The sequence below is a fragment of the Dehalogenimonas etheniformans genome, assembly GCF_014672715.2.
GTDB lineage: Bacteria > Chloroflexota > Dehalococcoidia > Dehalococcoidales > Dehalococcoidaceae > Dehalogenimonas > Dehalogenimonas etheniformans.
This window is the reverse complement of the sequence record NZ_CP058566.2, coordinates 2034235-2055110: the sequence shown is the minus strand read 5'-3', so window position 1 is coordinate 2055110 and position 20876 is coordinate 2034235. Positions and strand designations below refer to the sequence as shown.

The window sequence follows — 20876 nt, the reverse complement described above, 5'->3', positions numbered from 1 at the left end:
GGAGCGGTTGATAGCGCGCGGTACGCCTTCCGATGCGGCTACCGCGCCCGCCACCGACCTCACCGAGATCCTTCACGAACTCCAGGTGCACCAGGTCGAGCTTGAACTTCAAAACGAAGAGCTTCGCGAAGCCCAGATCGAACTCCAGTCATCGCGGGACGCCTATGCCAGCCTTTATGACTTTGCGCCGGTCGGTTATGTCACCCTGGACCGGAATCAGCGCCTGCTTAACGTCAACTTCATCGCATGCAAAATGCTCGGCGAAGACCGCGCCAGGCTCATTAAAACCCATTTATCACGCTTCATCGCCCGGGAAGACGCCGATTCGTTTTTTCTTTGCCTGAAAAACGCAGCCGCTAACGGTTTTCTTTCCACCTGCGAGGCGAAAATGTCCCGGTTAGACGGCGCCGTGTTTGACGCAGAACTCATCACTGAAGTGTTGAAAGGCCCGGAAGGGGCGCCCGCCGGATACCGGGTTGCCATCCTGGATATTACCGAGAGAAAAAAGACTGATAACGATCTCCGGCGGTACCGGGATCATCTCGAACAGGAGGTTTCCTCGCGGACCGCGGAACTCAGGACATTGGCGCAACGCCTGGTGGAGATCCAGGAAAAAGAGCGCGCCAGAATCGGCGCCGAGCTCCACGACGATATCGGCCAGACCCTGACGTACGTTACGCTGCTTCTCGCCCAGGCCATCAGGCGGCCGAATGAAAAATTGCTACAGGACGCTTTGCTTGGCGTGAAGGAGGCCATGGGTAAAACCAGGGAGCTTTCCCACACCCTGTCGCCGGGCATTCTCATGAGCGCAGGCCTGCCTATGGCCCTGGAGTGCCTCGTGGGAGAATTCGAGCGCAGCAGCGGCATCAAGTGTGAGGTCACCGTTGCCCCGGAGCTTAGGTCTATTCCCAAAGAAGTGGCGCTGGCGGCCTACCGCATCACCCAGGAAGCCTTGACCAACGTGGTCTGCCACGCGGCGGCCTCGGAATTGAACGTAAAGGCGACGCAAAAGGGAACCAGGCTTTCCATCGTGATAACCGATGACGGCATAGGTTTCGACTCGGCTGTCAAGACCCACACCACCGGGCTGGTCGGCATGCGCGAACGGGCGCTGGCGCTGGGCGGGGAGTTCAAGATAGACTCAAACCTGGGCACCGGCACCCGGATCACCGTCGAGCTGCCGGTACCTGCTTCCGAATCCCCTTGCCCATCGTCGATGGGAGAGGGTTAGGGTGAGGGTAAGATAATGCCCCCTACGAGCAACTCTCTTTCTTAGAAGAGGTGACATCCTCGATGGCCAGCAGCACCCGCTTCAGGTCGCTGCTCTTGTCATGCAGGCGCCTTGCATTTAGGCACAGTCTGCGGTGGCCGACACGCGGGAAATCCCCTTCGATGGCATGGCCGAGGAAATCATGACCCTTCTCCAGCACCGCTTTAAGCGCTTCTTTCAACGCCGGAATGTTCCAGCTGCCATCTCCGAGGTCAAACAGCAGCTTGCCCTCGGCCTCCGCCCTGGAGATTTTGAAGGAGTCCTGGAAAGCCTTGTTGGCCGTTGTCACCTTCAGGTCGGCGTCGAGCACTACCATCGATTCGAACAGGGTGTCGATGACGGCTTCGGAGTAGGACAGGGCAAGCTTAAGCCGTTCCTGCTCGCTGATGTCCGTGAAGGAAATGACCACTCCGGCGATAGAATTCTCTATCGTGCGATAGGGCAAGATGCGGATTGTGTACCATTTGCCCGCTTTACTTTGGACGATCTCCTTCACCGGAATAAGCGTGTCAAGGACTTCGGAGGCTTTGGAGGCGATGTCATATTCGCCGATCTGGGAAGTGATGTGATGGATCGGGCGGTCTACATCGGAGGCGATGAAATTGAAGATCTCCGTACTGGAAGGCGTAAAACGCTTGACCTTGAGGCTGGTATCCAGGTAGACGATGGCCACCCCGGTGCTGTTCAACAGGTTCTTCATGTCGTCGTTGACCGTCGACAGTTCGTCTATCTTGAGCTGATGCTCGGAATTGACGGTGGACAATTCCTCGTTGACCGATTGAAGTTCCTCGCGGGAAGTCTCCAACTCCTCATTGGTGCTCTGCAGTTCCTCGTTGGTGGACTGGTATTCTTCGTTGGTGGAGCGCAGTTCCTCGTTGGCCGTCTCCAACTGCTCGATGGTGGAGCGCAAAGTCTCCCTGGTGAACTGGAGTTCCTGTTCCAGTTCGGTAACCCGGGTGCTGGTGCCCGCCAATGATTTTGGCGGACGGATCTTGGATTTGGGCAGTTCCTGGAAAGTGACGATGAAACGGCCGGTTTCGCCCGGGCCGGCAGGCGATATCGGCCTGACGGTGACTCTGACCGGTTGGCTGGCCCCGAGGATATCCACCCTGGCTTTTTCGGTCACTACCTCACGATTTTCCTGAGCCGCCTGCCTGAGCGCCGCGGCAAGCTGCGGCCGCATCTCGGGATGGGCCGCTTCCATAAGGGAGGCATTGGGTTTGCCCCCGGGGAACCCCAGGTATCTCCGGGTGTCGCCATGGGAATAGATGACTTGCTGGTTATCGTCGATGACCACCGCAGGCGGCAAAGCTTCCAGGAGTACCATTTCCGGCGGAGTAGCAACCGGGAAAGGACGCGCGGGAAGTGTCTCAGCCAGGCGCTCCGGCAGCGGATGTTCCCTGGTCCATTGACGGTTCGAGGGCAGGAAAAATCCGGGCTGGTTTTTGTTTTCGACGCGGTAGATTTTCCATTTGCGGTCCAGCGGAGAAAACATCTGGGTGAACTCGCCTATAGTCTCGGCGGTGCCCAAAAACAGGATGCCGGCCGGGTTCAACGCATAGTGAAAAAGGGGAATCATCCGTTTCTGCAGATCGGAGTCGAAATAGATCAGCAGGTTGCGCGCCGAGATCAGGTCCATGCGGGTAAACGGCGGGTCGGCGATGATGTCCTGGACGGCAAAAACCAGTTTCTCCCGGTATTCCCGTTTGATCTGCCAGGCGTCGTCCTTGCGGGCGAAGAATTTTTTGAGCCGTTCTTCGGAGATATCGGTGGAAACGGAGGCCGGGTAAATGCCGCTTCGGGCAATGGAGACGGCGTCGGGGTCCAGGTCGGTGCCGAAAACCTGGATAACGAAATATTTTTTCAGTTCATCCACTGCTTCTTCGAGCGTCATCAAGATGGAGTAGGCTTCCTCGCCGGTGGCGCAGCCCGGGATCCAGGCCCGAATCTCCGTTCCTTCTTGCCGGCTCGTCAGGAGATTCTTAAGTTGCTGTTTCAACGCGGCGAAGGCTTCCGGATCGCGGAAGAAAGAGGTCACGTTGATCAGAAAATCCTTGACCAGGGCATCGATCTCCGAGGGGTGCTCCCTCAGATAATGCAGGTAATGATCCAGGGTGTCGATCTGGTTCAGGCCCATCCGCCGCTCGATACGGCGGCCGATAGTTGACTGCTTGTAGCCGGAAAAGTCGCGCCGGGTGCGGGCCCGGATGAGCTGCAGGATGAGAGCCAGGTTGGCGGTGTCCTTTTCAACCTCGCTGTGGCGCACCAGCCGCTTGCCGTATGACTTCTCGCCGTATTCGACAAGCTGGGCCGGCATGGCCTCGGCCGGAAGAATGAAATCCGCCACCCCGTTGGAGATGGCCGAGCGCGGCATGCCGTCGTAGGCTGCGGTTTCCGGGTCCTGGACGATGACCAACCCCAGTTCACCCTTGACCGCCTTGGCCCCCAGCGTCCCGTCGGTGCCGGTGCCGGACATGATGATGCAGATGGCCTTTTCCTTGAGGTCAACAGCCAGAGATTTGAAGAACAGGTCGATCGAGTGAGCTATGCCCGGCCGTTCGAACTGTTCCAGGAGTTTCAGGGTATGGTCGTGGATGGTCATATTGCGATTGGGGGGAATCATGTATACATGGTCCTGTTCCAGTTTGACCTCGTCGGTTGCCTCCTGGACCGGCATCGTTGTGTAGCGTTTCAAGAGGTCGACCATATTGCTGGCGTGGCTGGGATCGAGATGCTGGATGAGGACAAAAGCCATGCCGGTGTTGATTGGGGCGGCGGTCAGGAACTTGGTGAATGCCTCAAGACCGCCCGCCGACGCGCCGATGCCGACGATGGGGAAATCATCGTGTGCAACGCCGGAGACAGGTTTTTTGGGCGCCACAGGTTTAACGGCTTCGTCGTTTTTGGATTTGGCCGCGGCGGTTTCGGACTTGGGCGAAGGTTTGGTCTCCTTGACCGGTTCCCCGGTCTTTCTGCCGTTCCTTTTTTCGGTGGCCATCTGGTCGCCTCCTCCGCTTTCCAAGCGGCAACCGTCTCAGAAAACGCTATTATCAGTATCCTAAGAGTACTCCGTTACCTGCCCACAGTCGAGAGGTTTTTTAAGATCCAAGGAATGACTCAATGGACAAACAAATATTTCGCCCCAGATATCCTGGCGCTACGATGATCCGATGCCGCGAACCAATTTATTCTTCAGGTAAATGGTTACAGCTATGCTCACAACGAATGCAGCCATCAAACCATAGATTATGGTGTTGGCTATGTCTGCCGCATAAGATGCCACCTCATAAAAGGCGGAGCCGATTATGAAAACCACCAGTATAGCTAAAGGCGATATTCCGGTGACCAGTAGCGATGTCCTGATACTACCTTTGAGACCACTTCTCCTTGTCAGGATCACTAGTGCAACACTGAGAACAATTATGGCCAGAAATAAGACGGCGTACCCTGCACCCAAAAACAGGTCGGCCAAACCGGGGACCAACCCAAGAAGGCTGATTCCAAATAGCACCGCTAAAGACCAGAAAACATTCCAGATCATCGACCCCTTGAATAACAATTTGCCGATCCCGCCCGATTCCCCTCTGAATGGAACAACGAACAGGACTACCAGGACCGCGATCAAGAGAACAAGTAAGAGCATCTGTCAACTCCTTCCTTAATGCCGTTCAAACTCGATCGAGTGTAATAGGTATGGGTGTCAGTTGGACACCGGATGGGCCATTAATGACACAAAAGCCGCCCTGGATTTTGTCCTCGTTTTCTCGAAAATGGCAGAGGTATGTTTCTTGACCGTCGATAATCCTATAAAAAGTGAATTTCCAATCTCCGCGTTTGAAATTCCCTTTGTGACCGCAATTGCGACTTCCCGCTCGCGAGGTGAGAGTAAATATCGATCAAACTCCTTTTCATATGACTTGGATGAATTCTTAGGATTTCGCGAGTCAGAAGCTAACAAATACTCTCTTGCTTTGTCGATGAATTGATCAGGAGTCAACTCTTCGGTACTCAAAATATGAAAACCCACAACTGTCCGAAATTTGAGGTCATTGAACGCAGGCTCAATTTTCAACAGGTCCGTCGCTTCGTAGATACGTTTGGCCAGTCTTTTTGCTCCGTTTTCTGTCACATTATGGAAAATTAGCACAAAATCCATCTTGCCGAATTTTGAAATCCAATCACCCTTCTTTTGCTTCATCTTGTTCAGAACACTTGAAACTTGCCTGAGCAGACGCACCTGGACGGGGTCATAGCCATTCTTTTCATCTACAACCAAGTTCAATTCTACGAGAAAAAGAGCGATATTCACGCCCTTTTTCTTGGAATCGATGATATCGGGGGGTAGACGCTCCATCAAATATTGTTCGTTATAGACCCGCGTCAGCGCGTCCTTGACGGTGCGGCGGTTTACTCCATCGACCAGGTGACGGAGATTTGTGATTTCCACTCCCTCGAAATTGATGATTCCGTCTTTTGTTATATCTTTGATTAACTCGACAACCCTTGTCTGAGAGCCATTTCCTAACACCGGAACCGAAGTGACGGTGTATATGGAACCGTCCTTCTCCTCTACCCTCACCGTTGTTCTTTTCTGGTTCAGCGCCCGCATCGAAATGCAGTTCTCGCAAACATGGCCCCGTTCCCAGAAGTCGAAGCAGGTAGCGTTTAGATTTTCGGCAGCATTTTCGCCACTTTTCAGATTGAGTCCACTCTCCTTTTTTAACGGATCGACCAATCTCATAACATCACAGGTCTTCTCGACGAAGCTCAAGCTGCCCACAATGTTTTCAAGCAATTCGTTGCCAGACATGGCTTTCCTCTTCAAAAAGTATACTTTAGACCCATATTTTTAACTCTTTGGATATTATACCATCGAATCGCAAAGTTGAGCCTTAATAAGCATCGGGGAGTTGAGATGATCAAGATACTGATTGCAGATGATCACCCGGCAGTAAGAAGCGCCTTAAAGTGCTTTCTGGAGACTGAAGACGGCGTCGAGGTTGTTGGGGATGCCTCAAATGGGACTGATGCGGTTATAGCCCTAGAAAAATTGCGTCCCGATATATTGCTCTCGGATGTTCGGATGCCCGGTTTAAACGGGCTTGAAGTCTTGAATCATATACGGGCAAAATGTTTGCCCACTAAGGCTATTTTAGTCACATCAATCGCCGAAAAGGCATGCAAGGAAGCAGCCTACAGACTTGGCGCTCTTGGCTATGTGCTTAAAGACGATGTAGCCGAGGATTTAATACCTGCAATATTCCAGGCAGTCAGGACTAATTGAGGCTCCATTCTTTTTTAAAAGTATACTTTCGGCCCGTTATCCAATTACAAGTTCCAGCTCTGCAAGGACAGGACAGGATTGTTCCGGCAAGCTGATGGCGTCCAATGGCCAGAAATCGCCACCAAGGCCAAAATGCGATATAATGATCGTTAATAAAAATTGCCGCTAGATGGCAAGTTTGGAAGCGATTTGAGAAGCAATTTTATCCTGGCGATCTCTTCGATTTTGATCTTGAGTTTAGTGTCCTTGGGGTGCTCCTCAGGCGGAACCAACCCTCCGGCAACGCAAGGAAACCAGAACACCGTGGTCCCGACCACTTCCCACCTCGTGACAACGACAACTTCGCCCGCTGTCTCCAATGTCACTCTGACGATGTTGATCGAAGGTGGCGGCCAGACCACCCCTGCTGCCGGCAAATATACCTACCCAAAGGGGACCGTTGTTAATTTAAGCGCCATTGGTGATATACACTGGACGTTTAACCTTTGGCTTGGCGCCGTTACCGATACCCGCTCGGCCAGCACCACCATCGTTTTGAATTCAGACGAAACCGTAACTGCATTCTTTTCCGCGACCATGGATTGACTGAATCTTTTAAAGACAAGAGAAACGGGAGGCTCAAAAAGCCTCCCGTTTTGTTTTGGGAAATACTCATCCGTTCACAGGGTGCTTGGGTGACGGTAAACAGATTCTTCATATTGATAAAAGTGTTTCTAGGGAAAATGGTAATGTTTAGTTAAGTTTAGTGATGATTAGATATCTTGTTAGCGCTGTTAGCCAGGCATATGATTTATTGGGAAATATATAGAAGGAGGTTAAATGCTCAAAGAATTCCGGACCTTCATCATGCGCGGCAACGTCGTCGACCTGGCTGTTGGTATCGTCATCGGTGCGGCGTTCGGTGCCGTTATCAACTCTTTCGTCAAGGACATCCTGATGCCGCCTATCGGCATGCTCCTTGGAGGTGTCGATTTCACCAACATGTATGCCGTTCTTAAGGAAGGTGCCACCGCCGGACCTTATGATTCCTTGGCCGCCGCTCAGGCCGCGGGGGCTGTCACTATGAACTTCGGTGTTTTTATTAATGTCATCATCAGCTTTTTGATCGTCGCTGCCGCCATCTTCTTCGTGGTGGTCAAGCCTCTCAATATGATCGCCGCCCGCGAAGCCGCCAAGAAGGCTGCCGCCGCCGCTCCGGCCGTTCCGACTACCAAGGACTGCCCCTACTGCACGACATCCATCCCGATCAAGGCTACGCGCTGCCCCAACTGTACTTCAGAGCTACGCTAGGTAAACTGGCTGTGCAATAAAAAGGAGGAAAATGATGGCAAGTATCTCTGAGATCGAGGGAATTGGGCCGAAGAACGCAGAAAAACTGAATACGGTCGGCATCAAGACTGTCGAGAAATTACTGGAAATGGGAGCCTCACCAAAAGGACGGAAGGAAATTGCGGAAAAGACAGGCATCGGTGAAGTATCTATATTGGAGTGGGTCAACCGGGCAGATCTCTTCCGCATCAAGGGAGTTGGTGAGGAGTTCAGCGACTTGTTGGAGGCTGCGGGGGTCGACACCGTCAAGGAATTAGCCCAACGCAAGCCTGACAATCTCCTCGCCAAGTTGACTGAAGTCAATATGGAAAAAAAGCTTGTCCGTCGTATGCCTGTTCTCTCAGCCGTGACTGATTGGGTGAAGCAAGCCAAAGAGTTGCCCCGGATAGTTACCTACTAGGTCATTTTTTCACACTTCTGCTGTTGGATGCCCGGGAAATCAAAATCCCGGGCGCCCAGTGCATACCTGACACTGAGAATCGATACCCATGATCGGTCACTCATAACGATGTCACTTCCAACATCATTACTGCCGAGCAAGAAAGAGATCGAGGAGGAATATCATGACGGCTAAATTTGAATTGTTTAAAGACAGAGCCGGCGAATTCCGATGGAGACTCCGGCACCAGAATGGAAATATCATCGCCGATTCTGCAGAAGGTTATTCGACGAAAGCTGCCGCTATCAATGGAATCGAATCGGTAAAGAAAAATGTTTCATTAGCCAACGTATCCGACAAGAATATCTCCCGGTCAACCGAAAGCCCCAGGGTCGTTGCTGCACAATTAACTTCAGATGTTGCAGGCGAAAAAGTAGTTAGCGATCAAATGTCGGAATCCGTAAAAAATATAGCACCGGCTCAATCGTCGCAGACTAGTGAAGTGCCAATTGGCACTACTTCGGGTCAAGCATCAGAGGCCTATGTGCGCCCGGCTAATGAACCTCAACTGTCAACCGAAAGCCCCAGGGTCGAGGCTGCACAATTAACCTCAGATGTTGCAGGCGAAAAAGTAGTTAGCGATCAAATGTCGGAATCCGTAAAAAATATAGCACCGGCCCAATCGTCGCAGACTAATGAAGCACCTTTTGACACTGCCTCGGGTCAAGCATCAGAGGCCTATGTGCGCCCGGCTAATGAACCTCAACCCTCCAAGCCTGCTGACAGACCGGCTTCGGGTGCGGACTCCAGGGCTGCGGTTCCAAATGCTTCACAAAGTGCGCCGAAGGCGGCTGTTCGGACTGCCCCGCGAAAACAGGAATTACTCGAAAATGATCTGGTTACCTTGGTCGCCATAATAGTAGCGGCCGCTTTTTTTGTGTTGGCTGCCGGGATCATATTATTAAACGGATAACCCATTATCAGGCGGATTTTTATCGAGATGCAAAATAGACATTAGGAGTATGTGAGAATGGCGGCTACCTTTGAACTGTTTCAAGATAAAAAGGGCGAATTCCGGTGGAGGCTCCGCCACCAGAACGGGAATATTATAGCTGACTCTGGAGAAGGGTATACCACGAAGGGGAGTCTTCTCAACGGAATTGATTCTGTCAGAACCAACGCACCAACCGCACCGATCGAGGATCAGACAGAAGCTAAATAGACGGATACTACCGGGATCTGTAAACGGCCGGGATGATTCAGACCGCTAGTTGCTTCATGGTTGTCATGAGAGTTGCGGGAGAAACCCAGATTTTCTAACGGTTACATCGGAATGACTTCGTAAACGCCGACGGTGCCGACGGCTTCTATGTTCGGCGAGGTTTTAAGCTGCGATTATGTAGGAGTATGGCGACAGGTCGAGAAAAATCAGAGGGGCACGTTTTCAAACGTGTCCCTCTCTCCCTTGTGCCTGTATTTTCGACTATCTTACCTTGGATGTGAACGCCGCGAGGTGATTATACGAGCCATTGAGCAGGTTGCCATATACATTTTGTATGTCAGTGTGGGTAGTGAGAGATATCGCTTCCTGAAGATCCCCAATATCAAGAACCTCGATATCCACTCCTACTTTAAATGCCTCGTTCAATGACGACATACCGCGATCAACCAGCGCGGCGTACAATTCATTGAAGCCCGAGGATGCCGTGAACTGGCCTAAAATGTTTTCATTGGTTACAGGATCAGCTATGCCATATTTATCCAGGAGGCTTTCAACGGCGTCCGTATGCCTCTGTTCGCTGGACGAGATATTGCTGAATGTGGCTGCTCCCCATTTGGCGTAAAGGGTCAGGTAAACATCCCTGGCAAGCTTCTCTTCTTCCCTCATGTGTACTAGCCAGTCTTTTTCAACCTGGGTGAGCACAGCGCCACCGCCGCCGCTTCCACCTCCACCACCTCCACCCCACATCTTCCCGTTACCGGCTAGTACCGGCGTAGCGGTGAGCAGGGTGCCTAAAACCACCATTAACGATATCAATCCTGACCATTTCAGGACTCGACCTTTGGACATGCTATTCCTCCTAGTTTGTTTTTTCCGATTAAGACAATATCCCGTTACCTGAACTTTTTGTATCCGTAGAACTACTCGTTCGGGCGGAGAGAAGCCCCTATTTTTGAAGAGTATCGTGGTCTGCCAATCTTCTGAGAAAAGATGACAAAAACAATTTAGTAAATGTTATTATTTAGGCAGCCGGCCTTCTGGAACCTGACGCCGCTCGGTTAGGAGGAGTTATGAACTTTGGCATAAAGACGATAATCTTCCCTGTCAGAGACATCGCAAAAGCCAAGTCGCTCTATACCAGCCTGCTGGGGGTACCTCCGTATACGGACCAGTCGTACTATGTCGGTTTTCGCGACGGCGACCAGGAGATCGGCCTGGACCCGGCCGGACACGCCAAGGGAATGACCGGGGCAACTATCTACTGGCAGGTCAGCGATATCAAGAAGAGCTTGAAGTCTCTGGTTGCTTCTGGTGCTCGAATTGAACAGGAAGTTATCGATGTGGGGCGGGGCAAACTCGTCGCCAGAGTGCGCGACGCGGACAACAACGTCATCGGTCTGATCCAGGACGTGGTGGTGTAACCGCGGTTTACGTTTTCTAATTGAAAGCTGACAAGCCGAGGGTAATTACCCTCGGCTTGTTGACTTCAAACGCCACATCAATTCTAGTTTATGATTCTATCTGCTGAAAAAATTGCCGATGGACAGGCTTATGGTTTGAAAAAACCCTCGAACATTGTCGATTGCCCTGGTGAACCAATTCCGGTTGCCCGAATCCTGTAATGGTGCGGGGCTCACGATTACCGTTAAATCGCCGGTATATTTCGTGAACGAGTACGATTTTCCGTTTAAAACGCCGCTCTCATCGGTTTCGACATGGACCACAATGAGATGGTAGTTCGCTTCAGTAAAAGTGAAACTGGCTTTACCCTCGGAGTCCGTCATCAGGTCAAAGGGATTTGGAGTTCCCATTTCCGGGAGAACAGTCCCCCGGGGAATTACGCTGACATGACCATCCGTAAGAGGTTCGCCTTTATACAATACCTGGAATGGCAACGTATCTCCCACTCTGAGATTGGTGGTGTCCTTCAAGGGAATAATTTCGAGCACCTGGCCAAGGGTCTGATCAAAACCATTCAAGGCAGGATTGCTTTTTGTGGATCCTTCGACAGATCCGACTATTGATTTGGCACATTTTATGGACCGTTCGGGAGCATAACTTACGACAGTATCTTGTCTGGCGTCTACGATATATATTCCTTTTTTGTCCGTTTGGAACGAAGTCACCAGATACCCGTTTTTATCCGTGTACTGGACCCCGCCGATTATTTTTGTTTCGTCTTTCCCGACATCGATAACCCTGTCGCCCAAATCCGTAGTCCTTTTGTCAGGAGTGTGGAGTACGAACGTTGATGCCGTAAGATCCCACTTCGATCCGTAGATCAGGTAGTCGCGATGCATATTCTGGTGATTACCGAACGGCATGTCGATGTAGACCATGTCCCCGGTGGTTACCCTGGATACATTGCTCTGTATCCATCCGTCGTGGGCTGAGACAGGCACAGCCCCTCCGATGCATATTATTGCCGCTGCCATCATGACCAAAAGTGCCCGTTTCATTCAACCCCTCCTCGCAATTTTGAAGTCATAATAAAGGATGACAAACCAATATAAAATCCGTAGGAGTACCAAAATTCATCAACTTGTTCGCTTAATATTGCCAGGTTGATTACGTATTTGCGACCAGAAAATTGATTAGGAACAACTTGCGGACGTATGAAATCAGGATTTTTCAGGCCAATCCGCTATTGATGGATGGGTTAGAATTATAAAGGGGTAAATGGCGATGAAACTTACAACGCAAAAAACCTACTGCCCACTCTGCAAATCCCTGGTCAAAGGCGTCAAGGAACAGGATGGAAACCGGATAACTCTCCTCTGTCCGCAGTGTAAACGCGTTTTATGGAACTATGACGGTTACTCCTGGTTCCCCTCGAAAAAAGGAACTTGAAGAAAGATGTTGTTGAAGATCCTCTGTTTTCGGATTCTGATCGAGATAAATATGGTTTTGAATACGGAGGGCAAAGATGGCTGATGAAACGATGGTTGGCACAGTAAGTGATTACTTTTCGCACCTTGGGGTGGCTGGCATCGATCTGATCGACTCCCTGAAGAAGGGCGATCGGATCCACATTGAAGGACACACCACAGATCTAGCGCAGACCGTCGAATCGATGCAAATCGATCGAGAAGAAGTCGCAGCAGCCGGCGCCGGACAATCGGTAGGCATTAAAGTCTTGGAACGGGTTCGCCCTGGCGATAGGGTGTTTATAATAGCCTGAGCCGCCTCTCCGAATTTTACCCACTCCGTTACCAAAACCGGGTCCTCTTTGTGGGGGCCGACAATTCTTGCGACAGTCTCCCCGGCGCTGGAATATTTTTTAGCTAACCTTTAAAAACGACAAAAATCGCTTGCGTGTTCTAGTACGCGTGTGCTATGATAGCCAGTGTGTCCCACCCTATTGTCATTCTGAACGAAGTGAAGAATCTCAACCTCCCCATTGGTTTTGTGACATCAAGGAATTGTTTCAAACCGGCGCCGTCGCTTTCTGGCTCTTTTTCAATATGAAAATAGGAGTTGTTTCCGTCGATATCGGTAAAAATGAGGCAAACAAATACCGTTATCCTGGATCGGGAACGCGGTAATCGACGACTCATAACCTCGTTATGACAAGCATTTGAAGCCTATGGTATGATGGAAGGAAGAACATGGCGAATATTGACTTAGAGAAGCAAAGAGCACTGGAAGCAGCCGTCGGGCTGATCGAGAAGCAATTCGGCAAGGGCGCCATCATGAAGCTGTCGGACGCGGCCTCCACCGTCGCGGTGGACGTCATCCCGACAGGCTCCATCTCACTGGACCTGGCCCTGGGCGTCGGGGGCATCCCCCGCGGCCGGGTGACCGAGATCTTCGGTCCGGAAGGTTCAGGCAAGACCACGCTGGCGCAGCACATCATCGCCCAGTGTCAGAAGCAGGGCGGGAAGGCTTTCTACATAGACGTAGAGCACGCCTTCGACCCGAAATACGCCAAGACCTGCGGCATCAACCTCGATGAGCTTTACATCGCCCAGCCTGACACCGGAGAAGAGGCCCTCGATATCTGCGAAAAACTGGTAAGGTCCGGCGGCGCCGACCTGGTGGTCATCGACTCGGTGGCCGCACTGGTGCCCAAGGCCGAGCTTGAAGGCGATATGGGTGACTCCCACGTCGGCCTGCAGGCACGGCTGATGAGCCAGGCCTTAAGGAAACTGACCGCGGCCATCGGTTCGACCGGCACCGCCGTCATCTTCATCAACCAGCTTCGCGAAAAAGTGGGCATCGTCTTCGGCAACCCGGAGATCACCCCCGGTGGCCGGGCGCTTAAATTCTATGCCTCGGTCCGGCTGGACGTGCGGCGGGTAGAGACGCTGAAATCCGGCAACTCCGCCATCGGCACCCACGTCAAGGTGAGGGTGGTCAAAAACAAGGTGGCGCCTCCGTTCAGGAGCGCCGAATTCGACATCTTGTTCGATTCGGGCATCTCCCGAGAGGGCAACCTGATCGACCTCGGCGTCGAATCAAACGTGATCAAGAAGTCCGGTGCTTTCTTCTCTTATGGTGATGTTCGCCTGGGGCAGGGACGGGAGTCGGCGAGGAATTTCCTCGTCCAGCACCCGGAGACGGCGGATGCCGTCGAAAAGGATATCCGTGCCACGGCGGCCACCAACGCAAGCTTTATCGAGACCGAATAGCCTCCAAAATAAGGCTCTTAGTTTAGGTAAAACCCTTTGGTGTCGGGCGCGAGGCATGGCATCCCTCCGCCCGATACTGTTTTTGGGGGAAAAGTTGCCTCTGGCGAGACAACCCGGGAAAATGGTTAAGGCCAGGCTTATCGATAACGAAGACCTCGAACGGTCGCCTAAAGAACTGGCCGATGCCTGCTACCAGGCAGCTTTGAAACTGCTGGGTTACCGGGCGCGCACTGAATCCGAGATGCGGCAGCGGCTGGCCCGCAAGGGTTATGGCGAGACTGAGATCGAGTCGACGGTCGAACGGTTGAAATCATCCGGCCTCATTGACGACGCCGCTTTCGCCAGATCCTGGAGCGAAAACCGGGCTGCCGGTAGCCCGAGGTCGGCCTACATCATCAAACGGGAACTTAAAACCAAGGGCATCGACGCCGCCACCGCCAACGATGCTGTTTCAACGATCGATGACGGAGAGGCAGCCTACCAGGCGGCTCTGCCGCGGCTCAAGCGGTTTCAAACATTGCCGGCGGAAGAAGCGCGGCACAAGGTGACAGACTTCTTGAGGCGCAGAGGTTTCAATTGGAATACCATCGAGCGGACGCTCGTTCGACTCAATGCGGATGGGGTTGATCACGGCAAATAAAGTTTTTGAACAGAGAACAAGGATAGGCCGTTATCCCCCAGGCAAAACGGCAACAAACTTAAAATAATCGGGGGTTAAAAATATGGACTTTACGAATCCTTTAACAGTGTTAGCCGCCTTCATAATCGGGTGCGTGGCTGGGGGTTTCTTCATTTCTATTTCAAAACAGTTGATTTACAGCCGCAAACTCAGGGTGGCGCAGCGCAAAGCCGCCCACACCATTGCCGAGGCCAACGCCGAGGCTAAAACAATTGCCCAGAGCGCCCGCGACGAAGCCGAAAAAATGCGTTTCGCCAATGAAAATGAACTGCGCGAACGCCGTACCGAATTGGCTAAACAGGAAACACGGGTGACCCAGAAGGTCGAGACGCTGGAGCATAAGCTGGAAACCCTTGACCAGCGCGAGCACGCCCTGATGGCCCGCGAAAAATCCATTGACGAAGAATTGGCCAGAGTGGAAGAGCTTCGCGGCCAGGAGCAGCGCAAATTAGAAGAAGTCGCCGGTTTGACCACCCAGGAAGCCAAAGACCACCTCCTGGAGATGGTCGAAGCCGAGATGCAGGTTGAGTCCTCGCGGCGGATACGACAGTGGGAACAGCGCATCAAGGAAGAGGCCGACGAGAAGGCGCGTAACATTATTATCCATGCCATCCAGCGCACCGCATCGGACATCGTGACTGAAACGACGGTATCTGTCGTGCCGATCCCGTCCGACGAGATGAAAGGGCGCTTGATCGGCCGCGAAGGCCGCAACATCCGCGCCCTGGAACAGGCCACAGGCGTCGACCTCATCATCGACGATACTCCGGAGGCGGTGACTATCTCCAGCTTCGACCCCGTCAGGCGAGAGATCGCCCGCCAGGTATTATCCAAACTGGTCATCGACGGCCGCATTCACCCCGCCCGCATCGAAGAGGTGGTGGCTAAGGCTAAGGAAGAGGTCGAAGCCGCGATGCAGGCTGCCGGCGAGCAGGCTGCCTATTCCGCCGGCGTCCACGGACTGCGGCCCGAACTGATCAAAATCATGGGCCGCCTCAAATACCGCACCAGCTACGGCCAGAACGTGTTGCAGCATTCGGTCGAAGTGGCGCAACTGGCGGGTATGATGGCCGCCGACCTGGGCATCAATGTCAACGTCGCCAAGCGGGCCGGCTTCCTGCATGACATCGGCAAGGCTGTCGACCGCGATATCGAGGGCACCCACGCTGCCATCGGCGCCGACCTGGTCAAGCAGTGGGACAAGAACCCGGACGTGGTGCGGGGCGTCGCTGAACATCATTTCGACCAGACCGAGACCTCCATCTGGGGTTTCCTGGTTTCTGCCGCCGACGCCATTTCAAGCGCCCGTCCCGGCGCCAGGCGCGAATCGCTCGAGAATTACATCAAGCGCCTTAAAGCCCTGGAGGAGATCGCCAACAGCTTCAAAGGCGTGGATCGGTCTTATGCCATCCAGGCCGGCCGCGAGATCCGCATCCTGGTTAAGCCCGAAGAGATCGACGATCTAGGTTCGATGAGACTGGCCCGCGATATCGTCAAGAAGATCGAAGAGGGGCTGGATTATCCCGGCCAGATCAAGGTAACGGTTCTTCGGGAAACGCGCGCCACCGATTACGCAAGGTAAATAAATCCGAAACACGAATATCGAAATCCCAATCAAATTCGGTGACTATCGAGGAGGGGCGAAAGCCCCTCCTTTTCTCTCGCGGTTTCGTAAGTTATTGAACGACTGCCCAATGAGTGGCATAATAGGGCGTTGTACGCTACCCTTAATCTAGAATTGGGGATTCATGAAAATACTTGCCATCGGCGACGTCATCGGCAAACCGGGGCGGCGGGCGGTCAAGGAAATTCTGCCGGCGCTGAAGTTGGGTTTGGGCATCGATTTTGTCATTGCCAACGGTGAAAACGCCGCCGGCGGCAAAGGCTTGACCCCCGAAACCTCCGACGAACTTTTCTCCTACGGCGTCGACGTCATTACCTCCGGCAACCACATCTTCGCGCAATCCGAGATCATCCCGATGCTCGAAGGACCATCCCCGGTGCTGCGGCCGCTGAACTATCCGCCGGGCGTCCCGGGCAAGGGGTTCGTTGTCGTCAAAGGGGTCCTGGTGGTCAGCCTAATGGGGCGCACCTTCATGAATACAATCGATGATCCCTTCCGCGCTATGGACGCTCTGCTGGACAGTTTAGAAAAGAAACCGAGTAACACCATCGTCGATTTCCATGCCGAAGCAACCTCCGAAAAACAGGGGATAGGCTGGTATCTTGACGGCAGGGTCTCGGCGGTGGTCGGTACTCACACCCATGTTGGCACTGTAGACGCAAGGATACTGCCCGGCGGGACCGCGTGCGTCTCGGACATCGGGATGGTGGGTCCGTGGCACTCTATCATCGGCGATGATAAAGACGATGTACTCAAGCGATTTCTCACCGGTATGCACGAACGCTTATCGGTAGCCAAAGGCTCGCGAATTACCTTTAACTCGGTGCTGATAACAACAAATTCAGAGGGTAAAGCAATCGCCATAGAACGAGTCGACCGGGAGGCGGCTATCTGATGGTCAGCCGCGTCGACCTGCACCTGCACTCGACCGCCTCCGATGGCGTATTCTCACCCTCCGAAGTTGTGCGCAAGGCAGGCTACCTCAAACTCAAGTATATGGCGCTTACCGACCACGACTCGGTGGACGGCATCGCCGAGGCTCTGACCGAGGCTAAGAATTTCCCTAACATGACCGTCATCCCCGGCGTGGAGATGTCCACCGACGTTGCCTCCGGCGACGTCCACATCCTGGGTTACTTCATCGACTGGCAGGACCCGGAGTTGATCCGCCGGCTCAAGATCATGCGAATTTCCCGCGAGGACCGGGGTCTGGCTATCGTCGAACGTCTGCGAGAGCTTGGGGTGCCCCTCGAATGGGAGCGTGTCAAAGAAATTGCCGGGGACGCCGTGATCGGCCGGCCGCACATCGCTCAAGCGATGCTGGAAAAAGGATATATCAATTACCTCGGCGAAGCCTTTGATAAATATATCAGCCGCGGCGGCCCGGGCTATGTCGAACGCATCAAGATGGCCCCTGCCGAAGCTGTGGCGCTCATAAAATCAGTTGGAGGCGTGCCGGTTATGGCCCACCCGCTGACCCTGCCCGGATATGAAAAGCTTATCGAAGAACTCATCCCGGCCGGATTGGCCGGCATCGAGGTCCATTATGCCAGCTTCAAGGATTGGGAGATCGAAAGATTGAAGCGGTTGGCAGAGAGGCTGGGACTGGTTGCGACAGGGGGCACCGACTACCATGGGCTCGACCCTTCGACAGAGACAATGATCGGGGGTCAACCGGTGCCGATGTCCGCCGTCGAGGGACTACTTCAACGACGAGAAAATCCCAGGCACGGAGAGATTTAGGGTTCCTTCTGCCTGAATTTAGGATTTCGGAGAAATTATGGTTTTAATCCTGGCCGTAGCCGCATATCTGATCTGTAGCATTCCGGTGGCTTACCTGGTTGCCAAATGGACTCGCGGCATAGACCTCAGAAAATATGGTTCCGGGAACGTAGGGTCCTCTAACGTTCTGGCAGCGACTTCAAAACGCTGGGCGTTACCTGTAGCCGTTTTTGACCTGGGAAAAGGCATTTTGGCTGTGCTGGCGGCGCGGTGGGCCGGGTTGGACACCGGGCTGCAATTTGTGGTCGGCATCGCCGGAATTGCCGGGCACAACTGGCCGATCTATTTGAATTTCCGCGGCGGCCGGGGCATCCTGACCAGCCTTGGCGTTATCCTGGCATTCTCGCCACTCTTGGGGCTCACTGTTCTGCTGATTGCGTTCTCGTTGGCTCCCTTTAAACAGTTATCGCTAGGTGTCTTCATCGGCCTGCTGCTCCTGCCGATCCTGGCCTATTATTTCGCGGAATTCTTCGGCATCGACCATAAGACTACGGTGACTGCAGGTATGGTTGCGATCACCGCTGTCGCCTACGCCAGGAGGCTGCTGGCCGGCGGCCGGAGCGACCTCGCAACCGATCTTTCGACCGGAGAACTCCTGATTAACCGGCTGGTGTTCGATCGGGATATACGTGACCGAAGGTTGTGGCTTTCACGGTCCGAAAATTCAGGTAAGGCGTTCAGTTAGGAAATCCAAAAGAGTTAACCGCGGAGTTGTATGCGTAAAGTTGCGGTAATCGGGATCGGGCAGACGAAATTTTCGGGTGCCCAAGATAAAAGCCTTTCAGAACTATTCGCGGAAGCGGCCTTCGACGCCCTGGCTGATGCCCATTTGCAGCCACGGGACGTCCAAGCGCTTTTTGTCGGAAACGCGCTCGGGGATTTCGCCGAAGGCCAAGGTATGACTCCAGCGTTTATCGCCGATTACATCGGCACCTGGAACGTGCCGGCCAACCGTTACGACGGCGCTTGCGCCTCCGCGTCGATGGCGGTGCGCGACGCTTTCTTGCTCGTCGCTTCGGGGATTTATGACATTGTGATTGCCGGCGGCGTCGAACGTGCCGCTTCGTTGGGCACACCCCTTGCCACCCGCACTTTCGCCATGTTCTCCGATTCTAGATATGAATTCCCGGCCGGAATGACTTTCCCGGGTGTGTTTGCACTGCTGGCACATAGGTATGCTGCCATGTATGGTCTGCCGATCGAAAAGCTGAAAGAGCAGATGGCCCAAGTGTCGGTCCAATCCTATAAACACGGTATGTTCAACCCCAAAGCCCACCTCCGAAAATCAGTCACTATTCCCGACGTGCTCAAGAGTTTCACTGTCGCCACTCCTATCCAGCTCCACGACTGCTGCCCGTTCTCCGACGGGGCAGCGGCTTTGATCATCGCCGCTGAGGACAAGGCAAGGGTGCTGTCGCCGAAGCCGGTGTTCATCGCCGGGGCGGGACAGGCTTCATCAGGACCGCTGGCATCGCAGGGCGAGTATTTGCCCAGGTTAAGGGCTCGAGAACTAGCCTCGAAGCAGGCTTATGCCATGGCTGGGGTCACCCCGGCAGATATAGATGTGTGTGAACTACACGATTGTTTCTCTATCGCCAGTCTCATCGCCGCTGAGGGCCTGGGATTCTTCGATTACGGAAAAGCCGGGGAGGCGTGGATGAAGGGTGAAGCGGACATCGGCGGCAAAGTGGCGATCAATCCATCCGGCGGCCTGAAGAGCAAGGGGCATCCCATCGGGGCCACCGGCGCAGCGCAGGTCTTTGAGATCGTGCGGCAGTTGCGCGGAGAGGTAGAACCGGAACGCCAGGTGCCGGATGCCCGAATCGGCTTGACCGACACCCTGGGCGGCGATGGCGGCACCATGGTCAGCATGGTCTTCGAGCGAGGCTGGTGATGGCGATAAAGCTCTCTTTCAAAGAATACGACATCGCCTTACGGGAAGGGCGCCTGCTTGGTCTGAGGTGTGGCTGCGGAGACATTCTTTGCCCGCCGCGGGCGGTTTGCCCCCGGTGCGGCAATGCAGAACTTGAGATTATTCAGCTTTCCGGCAAGGGAAAAATAGCCAGCTATACCACCTTGTTTGTAGCGGCGGAGGGGCGGGAAAAGGAGCTTCCCTATGCGATGGCGCTCGTTGCTTTAGATGAAGGACCGTACCTGATCGGACGCATCGACACGAACTGCCCCGACAAGCTGGATCTCAGTGTCATCGGCAAGTCGGTAACGACCGGACACGGAGTATTTGGGGGCGATAAATATTCAGCCGGCGAGGCAGCTTACCCTTTGTTCAGGATCGAAGATTAGTCCTCGCGGTACTCCGCTGAGGATTCGGGGGATTCCCATACCGTAACTGATTCGAGGGTTGCTCCCTCGATGCCCGCCTTGACTTCCTTGAAAATGCTCCGCGCGATGTTTTCTGCCGAGGGATTTATTTTGTCGAAAGGCGATACATCGTTCAGGAGGGTGTGATCCAAGCGATTGAGGATGGGTTTCAAGACGTTCTTCAAGTCTCTAAAGTCAAAAGCCAAGCCAACCTCATCGAGCGTAGCTGATGAAAGCTTTACCGCCACTTTATAGCGGTGACCGTGAAGGTTTTCACATTTTCCAACGTAACCGCGTAGAAAATGAGCGGCGTCAAAATGGTTTTCGACGGTTATGTAGTACATAGCTTGACCTCTG

At 53.5% G+C, this 20876-nt stretch carries 23 protein-coding genes; 17 read left to right on the top strand and 6 right to left on the bottom strand.

Annotation, left to right across the window (positions count from 1 at the left end; all coding sequences use genetic code 11):
- Nucleotides 1–7: 7 nt before the first annotated feature.
- Entirely contained in the window at nucleotides 8–1231 is a 1224-nt protein-coding gene (locus HX448_RS10310; RefSeq protein WP_162485929.1) for a PAS domain-containing sensor histidine kinase, read from the top strand.
- Between the two features lie 22 nt (nucleotides 1232–1253).
- On the opposite strand, the gene HX448_RS10305 is transcribed toward HX448_RS10310, so the two are convergent.
- The 3 genes from HX448_RS10305 to HX448_RS10555 all read right to left on the bottom strand — a co-directional run bounded on the left by HX448_RS10305 (nucleotide 1254) and on the right by HX448_RS10555 (nucleotide 6080).
- A complete protein-coding gene (locus HX448_RS10305) occupies nucleotides 1254–4268 on the bottom strand; it encodes a chemotaxis protein CheB (protein WP_102330900.1) in 3015 nt (1004 codons plus the stop codon).
- 159 nt (nucleotides 4269–4427) lie between these two features.
- Nucleotides 4428–4913: a hypothetical protein gene (locus HX448_RS10300; protein WP_102330901.1), complete on the bottom strand. Its 486-nt coding sequence runs from the start codon at nucleotides 4911–4913 to the stop codon at nucleotides 4428–4430.
- Nucleotides 4914–4970: 57 nt separating this feature from the next.
- Nucleotides 4971–6080, bottom strand: a complete 1110-nt coding sequence (locus HX448_RS10555; RefSeq protein WP_226846772.1) for a LuxR C-terminal-related transcriptional regulator — start codon at nucleotides 6078–6080, stop codon at nucleotides 4971–4973.
- Nucleotides 6081–6185: 105 nt separating this feature from the next.
- Here HX448_RS10555 and HX448_RS10290 point away from each other — a divergent pair, with 105 nt between their 5' ends.
- The 6 genes from HX448_RS10290 to HX448_RS10265 all read left to right on the top strand — a co-directional run bounded on the left by HX448_RS10290 (nucleotide 6186) and on the right by HX448_RS10265 (nucleotide 9484).
- The gene (locus tag HX448_RS10290; protein ID WP_102330902.1) at nucleotides 6186–6554 is read left to right on the top strand and encodes a response regulator; all 369 of its coding nucleotides are present in this window, start codon (nucleotides 6186–6188) and stop codon (nucleotides 6552–6554) included.
- Nucleotides 6555–6743: 189 nt separating this feature from the next.
- A complete protein-coding gene (locus HX448_RS10285) occupies nucleotides 6744–7139 on the top strand; it encodes an InlB B-repeat-containing protein (RefSeq protein WP_162485930.1) in 396 nt (131 codons plus the stop codon).
- Between the two features lie 234 nt (nucleotides 7140–7373).
- Nucleotides 7374–7844: a large conductance mechanosensitive channel protein MscL gene (gene mscL / locus HX448_RS10280; protein ID WP_102330905.1), complete on the top strand. Its 471-nt coding sequence runs from the start codon at nucleotides 7374–7376 to the stop codon at nucleotides 7842–7844.
- Between the two features lie 31 nt (nucleotides 7845–7875).
- Complete coding sequence (locus HX448_RS10275; RefSeq protein ID WP_102330906.1) at nucleotides 7876–8283, top strand: DUF4332 domain-containing protein; 408 nt, start codon at nucleotides 7876–7878, stop codon at nucleotides 8281–8283.
- A gap of 163 nt (nucleotides 8284–8446) precedes the next feature.
- Nucleotides 8447–9235, top strand: a complete 789-nt coding sequence (locus HX448_RS10270; protein WP_102330907.1) for a DUF1508 domain-containing protein — start codon at nucleotides 8447–8449, stop codon at nucleotides 9233–9235.
- Between the two features lie 57 nt (nucleotides 9236–9292).
- The gene (locus tag HX448_RS10265; protein ID WP_102330908.1) at nucleotides 9293–9484 is read left to right on the top strand and encodes an HVO_2922 family protein; all 192 of its coding nucleotides are present in this window, start codon (nucleotides 9293–9295) and stop codon (nucleotides 9482–9484) included.
- Between the two features lie 261 nt (nucleotides 9485–9745).
- Here HX448_RS10265 and HX448_RS10260 read toward each other — a convergent pair whose 3' ends face one another.
- Entirely contained in the window at nucleotides 9746–10333 is a 588-nt protein-coding gene (locus HX448_RS10260) for a DUF2202 domain-containing protein (RefSeq protein ID WP_102330909.1), read from the bottom strand.
- 221 nt (nucleotides 10334–10554) lie between these two features.
- Between HX448_RS10260 and HX448_RS10255 the strand changes: the two genes are divergently transcribed.
- Nucleotides 10555–10905, top strand: coding sequence for a VOC family protein (locus tag HX448_RS10255; protein ID WP_102330910.1), 351 nt, complete (start codon nucleotides 10555–10557; stop codon nucleotides 10903–10905).
- A 96-nt stretch (nucleotides 10906–11001) separates the two neighbouring features.
- Here HX448_RS10255 and HX448_RS10250 read toward each other — a convergent pair whose 3' ends face one another.
- Nucleotides 11002–11943 carry a DUF4198 domain-containing protein gene (locus tag HX448_RS10250; RefSeq protein ID WP_102330911.1) on the bottom strand — a complete coding sequence of 314 codons (942 nt, stop codon included), beginning with the start codon at nucleotides 11941–11943 and terminating at the stop codon, nucleotides 11002–11004.
- Nucleotides 11944–12410: 467 nt separating this feature from the next.
- On the opposite strand from HX448_RS10250, the gene HX448_RS10245 reads away from it, so the two are divergent.
- The 9 genes from HX448_RS10245 (at nucleotide 12411) to HX448_RS10205 (ending at nucleotide 20501) form a co-directional block, all read left to right on the top strand.
- Complete coding sequence (locus HX448_RS10245; protein WP_102330912.1) at nucleotides 12411–12665, top strand: translation elongation factor-like protein; 255 nt, start codon at nucleotides 12411–12413, stop codon at nucleotides 12663–12665.
- 427 nt (nucleotides 12666–13092) lie between these two features.
- Nucleotides 13093–14115, top strand: coding sequence for a recombinase RecA (recA, locus tag HX448_RS10240; protein ID WP_190259877.1), 1023 nt, complete (start codon nucleotides 13093–13095; stop codon nucleotides 14113–14115).
- A 55-nt stretch (nucleotides 14116–14170) separates the two neighbouring features.
- Nucleotides 14171–14755 carry a regulatory protein RecX gene (locus tag HX448_RS10235; protein ID WP_162485931.1) on the top strand — a complete coding sequence of 195 codons (585 nt, stop codon included), beginning with the start codon at nucleotides 14171–14173 and terminating at the stop codon, nucleotides 14753–14755.
- Nucleotides 14756–14837: 82 nt separating this feature from the next.
- Nucleotides 14838–16376 (top strand): ribonuclease Y, encoded by a 1539-nt coding sequence (rny, locus tag HX448_RS10230; protein WP_102330914.1) that lies wholly within the window; start codon nucleotides 14838–14840, stop codon nucleotides 16374–16376.
- A gap of 166 nt (nucleotides 16377–16542) precedes the next feature.
- Entirely contained in the window at nucleotides 16543–17313 is a 771-nt protein-coding gene (locus HX448_RS10225; protein WP_102330915.1) for a TIGR00282 family metallophosphoesterase, read from the top strand.
- Nucleotides 17313–18161 carry a PHP domain-containing protein gene (locus HX448_RS10220; protein ID WP_102330916.1) on the top strand — a complete coding sequence of 283 codons (849 nt, stop codon included), beginning with the start codon at nucleotides 17313–17315 and terminating at the stop codon, nucleotides 18159–18161. Before HX448_RS10225 ends, HX448_RS10220 begins: the two co-directional genes overlap by 1 nt.
- 37 nt (nucleotides 18162–18198) lie before the next feature.
- Nucleotides 18199–18885, top strand: coding sequence for a glycerol-3-phosphate acyltransferase (locus HX448_RS10215; RefSeq protein WP_102330917.1), 687 nt, complete (start codon nucleotides 18199–18201; stop codon nucleotides 18883–18885).
- 30 nt (nucleotides 18886–18915) lie between these two features.
- Nucleotides 18916–20094, top strand: a complete 1179-nt coding sequence (locus HX448_RS10210) for a thiolase C-terminal domain-containing protein (RefSeq protein ID WP_102330918.1) — start codon at nucleotides 18916–18918, stop codon at nucleotides 20092–20094.
- Complete coding sequence (locus tag HX448_RS10205) at nucleotides 20094–20501, top strand: Zn-ribbon domain-containing OB-fold protein (RefSeq protein ID WP_102330919.1); 408 nt, start codon at nucleotides 20094–20096, stop codon at nucleotides 20499–20501. Before HX448_RS10210 ends, HX448_RS10205 begins: the two co-directional genes overlap by 1 nt.
- Here HX448_RS10205 and queD read toward each other — a convergent pair.
- Entirely contained in the window at nucleotides 20498–20863 is a 366-nt protein-coding gene (queD, locus tag HX448_RS10200; RefSeq protein WP_102330920.1) for a 6-carboxytetrahydropterin synthase QueD, read from the bottom strand. The genes HX448_RS10205 and queD overlap by 4 nt on opposite strands.
- Nucleotides 20864–20876: the final 13 nt, after the last annotated feature.